This is a genomic window from Mesorhizobium sp. M7A.F.Ca.CA.002.09.1.1, from assembly GCF_003998555.1.
GTDB lineage: Bacteria > Pseudomonadota > Alphaproteobacteria > Rhizobiales > Rhizobiaceae > Mesorhizobium > Mesorhizobium ciceri.
Genome location: NZ_RZRR01000092.1, coordinates 1 through 10,034, shown reverse-complemented (window position 1 = coordinate 10,034; position 10,034 = coordinate 1). Strand labels below are relative to the sequence as shown.

9 protein-coding genes and 1 pseudogene are annotated in these 10,034 nt (G+C 62.9%); 8 read left to right on the top strand and 2 right to left on the bottom strand.

Annotated features, from left to right (window positions below):
• The 4 genes and pseudogenes from EN994_RS35955 to EN994_RS06615 all read left to right on the top strand — a co-directional run.
• Positions 1-152 (top strand): annotated as a pseudogene (locus tag EN994_RS35955) (Ldh family oxidoreductase); the annotation flags it as partial.
• Between the two features lie 240 nt (positions 153-392).
• Entirely contained in the window at positions 393-674 is a 282-nt protein-coding gene (locus tag EN994_RS06625; RefSeq protein WP_013528193.1) for a hypothetical protein, read from the top strand.
• Between the two features lie 196 nt (positions 675-870).
• Positions 871-1,323 (top strand): DoxX family protein, encoded by a 453-nt coding sequence (locus EN994_RS06620; RefSeq protein WP_013528194.1) that lies wholly within the window; start codon positions 871-873, stop codon positions 1,321-1,323.
• A 93-nt stretch (positions 1,324-1,416) separates the two neighbouring features.
• Positions 1,417-2,394: a complex I NDUFA9 subunit family protein gene (locus EN994_RS06615; RefSeq protein ID WP_024501904.1), complete on the top strand. Its 978-nt coding sequence runs from the start codon at positions 1,417-1,419 to the stop codon at positions 2,392-2,394.
• Positions 2,395-2,423: 29 nt separating this feature from the next.
• Here the strand turns inward: EN994_RS06615 and EN994_RS06610 are convergent, their stop codons facing one another.
• The gene (locus tag EN994_RS06610) at positions 2,424-3,791 is read right to left on the bottom strand and encodes a cytochrome P450 (protein ID WP_013528196.1); all 1,368 of its coding nucleotides are present in this window, start codon (positions 3,789-3,791) and stop codon (positions 2,424-2,426) included.
• Between the two features lie 177 nt (positions 3,792-3,968).
• Between EN994_RS06610 and EN994_RS06605 the strand changes: the two genes are divergently transcribed.
• The 4 genes from EN994_RS06605 to EN994_RS06595 all read left to right on the top strand — a co-directional run bounded on the left by EN994_RS06605 (position 3,969) and on the right by EN994_RS06595 (position 8,609).
• Positions 3,969-4,538, top strand: a complete 570-nt coding sequence (locus EN994_RS06605; RefSeq protein WP_063169841.1) for an NADPH-dependent FMN reductase — start codon at positions 3,969-3,971, stop codon at positions 4,536-4,538.
• A 248-nt stretch (positions 4,539-4,786) separates the two neighbouring features.
• On the top strand, positions 4,787-4,918 hold the full coding sequence (locus EN994_RS36700) for a hypothetical protein (RefSeq protein WP_255337201.1): 132 nt from the start codon (positions 4,787-4,789) through the stop codon (positions 4,916-4,918).
• 70 nt (positions 4,919-4,988) lie between these two features.
• Positions 4,989-7,460, top strand: coding sequence for a DNA topoisomerase (ATP-hydrolyzing) subunit B (gene gyrB / locus EN994_RS06600; RefSeq protein ID WP_013528198.1), 2,472 nt, complete (start codon positions 4,989-4,991; stop codon positions 7,458-7,460).
• A 231-nt stretch (positions 7,461-7,691) separates the two neighbouring features.
• Entirely contained in the window at positions 7,692-8,609 is a 918-nt protein-coding gene (locus EN994_RS06595) for a hypothetical protein (protein ID WP_013528199.1), read from the top strand.
• Positions 8,610-8,707: 98 nt separating this feature from the next.
• Here EN994_RS06595 and EN994_RS06590 read toward each other — a convergent pair.
• Positions 8,708-10,034: hypothetical protein (locus EN994_RS06590; protein ID WP_127307450.1), on the bottom strand; the 1,327-nt coding region annotated here is incomplete at its 5' end.

Sequence of the window (10,034 nt, the reverse complement as noted above, 5' to 3'; positions counted from 1 at the left end):
ACCAGCTTGACCGGCTGCGGCGGCGCTTCGGCGTGCATGTGCCCGGTCGTGCCCGCGCAGAGGCCGCCGAGAAGGCGCAAGCGCGCGGCATTACCGCATCGAAGGCCGTGGTGCAGCGCATTTCCGAATTCGCTGCACGCTATTCTTCCTGAATATTATTAAATATCAATTAGTTATCTGGAATTCGTCCGCCGCAGGCGCGGCGCAGTGCGATTTTCTTTGCGCGCCGCTGAACCTTTCCGCGCCTTGCTGCGACCCAGCTTTGTCCAGGGCAAGGCGAGCTTGCCCGATCCACACCGAGGGAAGCAGCAAACCGAAATCGAAAGCCTGCATCACGCGAAGGCCGGTCCTTCGCGCTTCGGAAAACTCAACCCAAATCAAAGGAAATTGCCATGACCAACACCAAGATCACCATGCTGACCGCCGTCCTTCTGCTCGGCTCGTTCATGGGCGCCACACAGGCAGCCACCCTGAAGGCCGCACCGGTCAAGCCGTCCAGCCCGGGTGTCATCGCTGCCCCGAGCGGCGGGGCCACCGAAGACCACTACTGCAAGAACGGCCATGCAAAATTCGCCAATTGCAGCGCTGATTTCGTCGCCGCCTGCAAGAAGGTTGGTGGCACCATGTCGGATGTTCAGGGCTGGGGTGGGCGTACTTGCTTCACGCCCTCCTGATACCGTCTCAGGTCAGGCCGCGCCGTCGGCCCCTGGCTTCGCATGGATGTCACCCGGAAAACCCCGCTTCGGCGGGGTTTTCTGCGTTTTGATCGCACGATGGTAAAACATTCTCGTTTTGGTCAACTTTTGTTTATTTGACTTCGACCAACCTGATCGGCCGTTTGCGCTGATTGAGCAAAACAGAGGAGCTACAATGTCGGCAAGCACGGACAATCCCCGCAACGCCCTTGTCATCCCGGTCCTTGGCAGGTTTTACGCGGCCCTGCACGATGGTGCCGAAACCGTTCTTCGCGTCGTCGCCGGCGGGTTTCTCGCCATCCACGGTTCGCAGAAGATCACCAATCCTTTCGGCGCTGCCGAGATGGTCGAGGGTCTCGGCTTCTATCCGGGCGCGTTGTGGTCGTTGCTTCTGGCCTGCACTGAATTCTTTGGCGGCATCTTCATCGCCATCGGCTTTTTGACGCGGCCGGCCGCCTTTGCCGGCCTGTTCGTGCTGCTGGTCACGGTCTGGTTCCACTGGGTCACCATGGGCCAAGGCTATTCGGGTGCGGAAAAGTCGCTGCTGTGGGCAGCGATCCTGCTCTTCTTCGTCATTCGCGGCGGCAACCGCCATTCGGTCGACAACCGTATCGGCAAAGCGTTCTGACAGGCTGATAGCGACGACGCGTCGCCCTTTGCCTTTGGCACGAAACGGATTATGAAACGGCTTCAGCCAAGCCTGCGAGCGCCGGAGCCAGCCATGACCGAAATCCTGCAGACCCCAAAGCTCGTCGTCGTCTTTGGCGGGTCAGGCTTTGTCGGCCGCCATGTCGTGCGCGCGTTGGCCAAGCGCGGCTATCGCATCCGGGTCGCCTGCCGGCGGCCCGATCTCGCCGGCCATTTGCAGCCGCTCGGCAATGTCGGCCAGATCCAGCCGGTCCAGGCCAATGTGCGCGTGCGCTGGTCGGTAGACCGCGCCGTGCAAGGCGCCGACCATGTCGTCAATCTGGTCGCCATCCTGCATGAGAGCGGCCGGCAGAAATTCTCCGCCGTGCACGAGTTCGGCGCCCGCGCAGTGGCCGAGGCCGCGCGCTCGGTCGGCGCCGGCCTGACCCACATTTCTGCGCTTGGCGCCGATCTGGACTCCGAATCAGACTACGCGCGCACCAAGGCGCTTGGCGAAAAGGCTGTGCTGGAGACGATCAAGGACGCCGTGATCTTCCGGCCGTCGATCAATTTCGGACCCGAAGACGGCTTCTTCAACCGCTTCGCCAACATGGCGCGCTATTCGCCGGTGCTGCCGCTGATCGGCGGCGGCCAGACCAAGTTTCAGCCGGTCTATGTCGGCGACGTGGCCGAAGCGGTGGCGCGCTCGGTCGACGGCAAGGTGGATGGCGGCCAGATCTATGAACTCGGCGGACCGAAGGTGCTCACCTTCAAGCAGTGTATGGAAGAGCTGCTCGACGTGATCGAGCGCAAGCGGCTGCTGGTGCCGGTTCCGTGGTGGGTGGCCAACATCCAGGCCTCGATCCTCGGTCTCCTGCCCAACCCGCTGCTGACCAAGGACCAGGTGATGCAGCTGCGCGAGCACAACATCGTTTCGGACGCCGCCAACCAGACCAACAGGACGCTTGCGGGGCTAGGCATCCAGCCGCAGTCGATCGCGACGATCCTGCCCAGCTATCTCTGGCGCTACCGCGCCGCCGGCCAGTTCCAGCAACGCAAGCCCGCGGCCTAATTCGGCGCAACTGCCTGAAGGTGTCACGCCTAACGCGGCGTGACCTGCATCGGTAGACCGCCTTGCGGCTGCGTGGTCAGTTTCTGTACCGGCCAGGGTTTCGTTTCGGCGGTGGTGTCGAAGCGGAAGCGCGACAGCATGATCGCCAGCGCGATGATCGCCTCCTGCATGGCGAAGCTGGCGCCGATGCAGACGCGTGGGCCGGCGCCAAACGGCAGATACTGGAAGCGGTCGATCTTTTCGCGATTTCCCGGGTGGAAGCGTTCCGGCAGGAAGGCATCCGGCCGGTCCCACAGTTTCCTGTGGCGATGCACGACCCAAGGCATCACCAGCACCGCGGCGTGCTTGGGGATATGAAGATCCTTCCACATTTCCGGTTCGATCGGCTCGCGGTTGATCGACGGCGCCGGCGGATAGAGCCTGAGCGCTTCGTCGAAAGCCGCGCGCGTGAAGGGCATGGCATCGAGCCATTTCGTCGGATCGGGCTCGCGCGCCAGCACCTGGTCGATCTCCTGCTCGACCCGGTTGCGCTCCCACGGTGATTCAGCCAGGCAATAGAGCGTCCAGCCGAGCGCACGCGCCGTCGTCTCATGGCCGGCGCCGATGAAGGTGATGATATTGTCCTCGACCTCGGCCCGCGTCAGTCCGTCGGGTCCCTCGGCCTTGAGCAGCAGTGTCAGGAAATCCTGCGGCACGGCATCGGGATCGCGCTTGAATTTCGCTTCGCGCATCTTGACCGTGTCGGTGACGATCTTGCGGAAATAGGCCATGGTCTTGCGGCCACGGATGCGGGTCAGCCTCGGCAGCCAGTCGGGCGCACGCAACAGGTCGAGCGGATCGACGCGACCCATGGTCTCGAACAGGCGGTCGATCTCGTTGGCGAAACTGCCGGGCTCGCCTGATATCTCGCCGGAAAACAGCGTCTCGGCCAGGATGTCATAAGTGAGCAGCGTCATGTCATGGGCGATGTCAGACGTGCCGCCGTCTTCGTAACGGGTGACGAAGTCCTGCGTGCGCCTCAGCATCGGCTGGGCGAAGCCGAAGATGTGGCGCGGCGTGAACACCGGCGCCATCGCCTTGCGCGACCGCTTCCAGACCTCGCCCTCGGCGGTGAGCAGGCCGTCGCGCAGGATCGGCCGCAGGATCTTCTGGCGCACCGTCGCCATCTTGTAGTTCCTGGCGTTGTCGACCAGCACATGCCGGATCAGGGCGGGATCATTGGCGACGATCAGATGTCCGCCAACGCCGTTCGCCGAGATCCACGGCTCGTTGTAGGTATGCTCACCCCACAATTCGAGCGGGTTGCGGTAGACGATGCGGATCATCTCTAGCGTCGAGGGCGGCGTCGTGCGCGGCTTCGGCGCCGGGGGAATGAAGGGGGCGGGCTGGATGTCCATGCTGTGCTCCGCTGATGACCCAATGTAGTGGGCCGCAAAGCAGGCGTCCATGTGACCGAACGGCAAGGCCCTACTCTCCGGAATGTGACCGGTTACCGCGAGGTGCCTTCTTGTTGCCCCGAGCGGCATGCCCTAGGTGGCAGTCACCAATGGATACCGCCACCGCAGGAGCCCAGCTTGAAGCACCAGTTGAACATCATCATCGGCAGCACGCGGCCAGGCCGCGCCGGACCGATTTTTGCCGAGTGGCTGGAGAGGTTCGCGCGCGAGCACGGGAAATTCGAGCCTGTACTGACCGACATCGATGCGTTCAAGCTTCCGGTGCTGGACGAACCGCACCATCCAAGGCTTGGCAACTACCAGAACGATCATACCAAAGCCTGGTCCAAGGCGATCGATGCCGCCGATGCCTTCGTCTTCGTGGCGCCGGAATACAATTATTTCGTGGCGCCGGCGATCGTCAACGCGATCGACTATCTCTCGCGCGAATGGAAGTACAAGGCAGCCGCCATTTTCAGCTATGGCGGCGTCTCCGGCGGCCTGCGCGCGGCGCAAGCGCTGAAGCCGCTGCTGACCTCGGTAGGTGTCATGCCGATCCCGGAAGGCGTCGCGCTGCCGATGTACCAGAAACTGCTCGACGAAAATGGCGCTTTCAACGCCAGCGAACAGGTGCAGGGCGGAGCCAAAACCATGCTCGACGGGCTGCTGCGCTGGAGCGAGGCTTTGAAGCCGATGCGGGCAGGCTGAAAACGCTGGTCTTCCGCAAAAAACCCCGGTTTGCTGCCATAGAGAGGTGGTCGTGCACAGGAACGAACTGGGGGGCAGTTCGATTTGCGCTTGCTGTTTGCCTTGCTGCCTATGCTCACCACCGCCACCGCAGTGGTGGCGCCTGGCCCTGGTCATCGCCAACGACGACCACCGCCTGATCCGGCCGCCCGCCCGACATGACGCCGGGGCGCGACCGCAGCAGGCGGCTGGCGCCGAGATACAAGTTCATGATCAAGGTTTCTCAAGGACCGCTGGCCGAAGTGAAATGGGGGCCGGCGGAGGCCCGCCATTGGCAGCCGGCCATTCCCAGTGAAATGCCTGCAAACCTTGGAAAAACCGCCTTTTGCGCCTATATCTAGTCGATATCAGAGGCGCGATTCGGCGCGGACTTTTCGCGCTGTGCAGGCGGCATCCAGACAACAGGTTTTCATGAGCGATCAGATCGACAACAACAACGGCGCTGAAGCCGAATACGGCGCCGATTCCATCAAGGTTTTGAAGGGGTTGGACGCTGTCCGCAAACGCCCCGGAATGTATATCGGTGATACAGACGACGGCTCGGGCCTGCATCACATGGTCTATGAAGTGGTCGACAACGCCATCGACGAGGCGCTGGCCGGTCACGCCGACCTCGTCACCGTGACGCTCAACCCCGATGGTTCGGTCACTGTGATCGACAATGGCCGCGGAATTCCGACCGATATCCACACCGGAGAAGGCATTTCGGCGGCCGAAGTGATCATGACGCAGCTGCATGCCGGCGGCAAGTTCGACCAGAATTCCTACAAGGTCTCGGGCGGCCTGCATGGCGTCGGCGTCTCGGTGGTCAACGCGCTGTCGGCGTGGCTAAAGCTGAAGATCCGCCGCAACGGCCAGATCTTCGAGATGAGTTTCACGCATGGCAATGCCGACGCACCTCTGAAGGCGACCGGCACCTATGAGCAGGACAAGCAGCCGGGCACCTATGAGGGCCGCAGCGGCAGCCAGATCACCTTCTTCCCGTCGGCCGAGACCTTCACCATGGTCGAGTTCGACTTCGGCACGCTGGAACACCGGCTGCGCGAGCTTGCCTTCCTCAATTCCGGCGTGCGCATCATTTTGACCGATGCCCGTCACGCCGATGTCGTGCGCCATGAACTGCACTACGATGGAGGCCTCGAAGAATTCGTCAAATATCTCGATCGCGTCAAGAAACCGCTGATCGACAAGCCGATCGCCATCCGGGCGGAGCGCGACGGGATCACCGTCGAAGTGGCGATGTGGTGGAACGACAGCTACCACGAGAACGTGCTGGCCTTCACCAACAACATCCCGCAGCGCGATGGCGGCACGCATCTGGCCGGCTTCCGCGGCGCGCTGACGCGTCAGATCACCGGCTATGGCGAATCCTCTGGGCTGACCAAGAAGGAAAAGGTCTCGTTGATCGGCGACGATTGCCGCGAAGGTCTGACGGCGGTGCTGTCGGTCAAGGTTCCCGACCCGAAATTCTCCTCGCAGACCAAGGACAAGCTGGTCTCGTCGGAAGTCCGTCCTGTCGTCGAAGGCCTGGTCAACGAAGCGCTCGGCACCTGGCTGGAAGAACACCCGAGCGAAGGCAAGGTGGTCGTCGACAAGGTGATCCAGGCGGCGGCGGCGCGCGAAGCGGCGCGCAAGGCGCGCGATATCACCCGCAAGAGTTCGCTCGGCGTCACTTCCCTGCCCGGCAAACTGGCCGACTGCCAGGAACGCGACCCGGCGAAATCCGAAATCTTCATCGTCGAGGGTGATTCCGCCGGCGGCTCCGCCAAGGGTGGGCGTTCGCGCCAGAACCAGGCGATCCTGCCGTTGCGCGGCAAGATCCTCAATGTCGAGCGGGCGCGCTTCGACCGCATGCTCGGCTCCGACATGATCGGCACGTTGATCACGGCGCTCGGCACCTCGATCGGCAAGGACGAGTTCAACGCCGACAAATTGCGCTACCACAAGATCATCCTGATGACCGACGCCGACGTCGACGGCGCCCATATCAGAACCTTGCTGCTTACCTTCTTCTTCCGGCAGATGCCGGAGCTGATCGAGCGCGGCCATCTCTACATCGCCCAGCCGCCGCTCTACAAGGTGACGCGCGGCAAGAGCTCGCAATACATCAAGGACGAAAGCGCGTTCGAGGAGTTCCTGATCGGCTCGGGACTGGAGGAAGCATCGCTTACGCTCGGCTCGGGCGAGGTTCGCATCGGGCAGGACCTGCGTGGCGCCATCGATGACGCGCTGGCGGTGCGCCAGCTGATCAACGGCCTGCACACGCGCTACAACAGAGGCGTCGTCGAGCAGGCGGCGATCGCCGGTGGGCTCAACCCGGACGTGTTCGCCGATCTCGGTCGCGCCAACGACATGGCGGAGCGGATTGCAAAACGCCTCGACATCATTGCCGAGGACACCGAGCGCGGCTGGACCGGCCGCATGTCGACCTCGAATGAAGGCGTTGGCGGCTATGTGTTCGAGCGCACGGTGCGCAGCGTCAAGGAATATGCGCATCTCGACCTGGCGCTGATCAATTCGGCCGACGCACGCCAGCTCGACCGCTACGCACAGCGCCTCAGCGAGGTCTACGGGTCGCCGCCGGTGCTGCGCCGCAAGGATGTCTCCGAAACCATCTCGGGGCCGCTGGCGATGCTCAATGCGGTCTTTGCGACAGGCCGCAAGGGCCTGACGATGCAGCGCTACAAGGGTCTCGGCGAGATGAACGCCGAACAGCTGTGGGAAACCACGCTCGATCCGAACGTGCGCTCGCTGCTGCAGGTCAAGGTCAATGACGCGACCGATGCGGATTCGCTGTTTTCGCGGCTGATGGGCGACGAGGTCGAGCCCAGGCGCGAGTTCATCCAGGACAACGCGCTGTCGGTCGCCAATCTGGATATCTGATCTGGCCGTTAAATCTGAATTGGCGCGCTGCGGCGCGCCAATTGTTCCACCGGCGGCAACAAAATCAATTTGCAACGCGCCGGAACGGAAGTCCCTGCGAGACATTGTGACAATATCGATCACAATTTCTAACAGGAGGCTTCCATGGGACGCGGCATTTTGCTCTGGTTGCTCGGCATACCGATCCCGATCATCATTCTGATCATGCTGTTCGTACGATAGGGGGCACTTATGCAGTCCACCCTATCGGCTGTCGACGTTTCCACTTCAACAGAATCCTCCTCCACCGCCGTCAGTTGGGGACCGATCATCGCCGGTGCCTTCGCGGCCTCGACGCTGACCTTCATCCTCATGCTGCTGGGCTCCGGGCTTGGATTGAGCATGGTGTCGCCCTGGTCGGGATCCGGCGCATCTGTCACCACTTTCGCGGCATCCACCGCCGTCTGGCTGATCATCGTGCAATGGCTGTCCTCGGGTGTCGGCGGCTACCTTGCCGGACGCCTGCGCACCAAATGGGTCGGCATCCACACGGACGAGGTGTATTTCCGTGATACCGCCCATGGCTTTCTTGCCTGGGCGTTGGCCACACTGCTCGTCGTCGGCGTGCTTGGCTCCGCGCTTTCCGCTGCCATAGGCTCGGGCGTGCAGGCGGTGTCCACCATCGCGTCTGGTGCGGCCATGGGCGCATCGGCGGGGGCTTCGGCCAATGCCGGCAGCGCGTCGGCCGACAATGCGACATCCTACCTGGTGGATTCACTGTTCCGTCCGGCTGATCCGGGCAAGCTCGCGGCCGCCAATCCGGACAGCGATGCGGCCGCGGTTGGGCAGGCTTCGCGCATCCTGATCGCCGGCGCCGCGGCAGGCGAGGTTTCCGCAGACGACAAAACCTATCTGTCGCAGTTGGTCGCCGTTCGCACGGGGCTTTCGGAAGCAGATGCCAGGACCCGGGTGGATGCCGTCCTCGCCAAGGCCCAGGACGCCAAGGTCAAGGCGCAGCAGGCCGCCGACACAGCCAGGAAGGCCAGCGCGACGTTTGCCCTGCTTGGTGCGCTCTCGCTGGCCATCGGCGCCTTTATCGCCAGTGCTGCCGCGGCCCTTGGCGGCAGGCAGCGCGACGATGAGGAAGCGGTTTTTATCACCAACCGTTGAACTGCACTTGCAACAAAGCCACTCTGGCCCGCCCGGAGCGGCTTTGCTTTGAAGTTGTCGAGCGGCGCTGCCACGACCCCGTTCGCTGAAATCCGTTCTTATTTTCGGGGAGGAATCGCCGGCACTTCGGCTTGGCTCGGCTCCAGTTTGCGACCGAGGTCGACAGCGTCGCGCAGCACGGCGAGATGCGAGCGCGGCTGATCGCCGGCAGCAACCTCGATACCGGTCGCCGCCAACGACCAGTACAGCGTGTGGGTGAAGACACGGCCGAGGGAACCGCGCAGCTCGACCTGAACGTTCTCCACGCCCGGGCCGAAATTCTCCGCCATCGGCCCTGAGATCGGATCGCCCGTCAGCCAACCGTTGCCGCGGTCGAAGATATTGGTCCAGCGCGTCGCAGCAAACACCGCGCCATGATGCACCGCCCGCTGTGGCTTGCCGGAAGAACGGTTGCGCCCTTCCTGATAAAGCACGGTGCCACCGGCCGCCGCTCCCTCGGCAATCGGCGGACATGCCGAGAACAGGCGCTCGGCGATGCCGCGCCTGAATTCGGCGAGATTGTGCGTCACCAGAAATTCGCTGTGGGTCAGCGGGCTACCAAGCGTGACGAAATCGCTGATCTTCCAAGGCCGATGGCTGTCGTCCCTGGTGCGCAGTTGGCGATAGAGCTCCCACTGATCGCGCCGGAACCCGGCAAGATCGTCAAGGCTGCCGGGCCATGCCGAGCCGTCGGCAACAAGCGTCGCCTTGTCGATGGCGTGGATAGCCTTCAGTTTCGCCTTGTCGCGGATGGCCTCGAGTTTTCGGGGCCTGAAATCGGACCACAAGATCTGCAACAGGTCATAGGCGATCATCGAGCCGAGGCTGTGCGAGACCAGCACGATGCGATCGTAGGTATCGTCCATCATCAGACGCTTCAGCAGCTTCAGGCCGCGGTCGCGGATCAGCGCCCGCTTCTCTACCGTGGCCGCTTCAGCGCGCACATAGCCCGCGACATCGCCGAAATAGGGAAGGCCAAAACGGTCCACCGACCAGATGACGAACGAGGCCAGGATGGTGACGAGGACGCCGACGGTCCACGAAATCTGCTGCTGCCAAACCGACGTCGCAAGCGCGAGCGTCGCGACCAGGACGATGATGGCGGCAACCAGAGTGACCAGATAGAGCTTTCGGGCGTCCGGCGGTATGTCGGTGGGCTTGCGCCACAGCAGATTTGTCACCCAGGCGGCAAGCCGGCCTCGCGTCGTGCCCTGCGTGATGTCGGCCCAGTAAAGCTCGTAGAAGTCGGTGCGGCGGCCATCGACATCGTAGGGCGTGGTGATGCGGCGAAGTTCGTACGAATTGGTCCGGCTGTCGGGAGTGATCCAGCTCTGGTTGATCTTCGCGCCGGCGGGGTCGGCCGGATCGGCGACATGGGCATAAAAC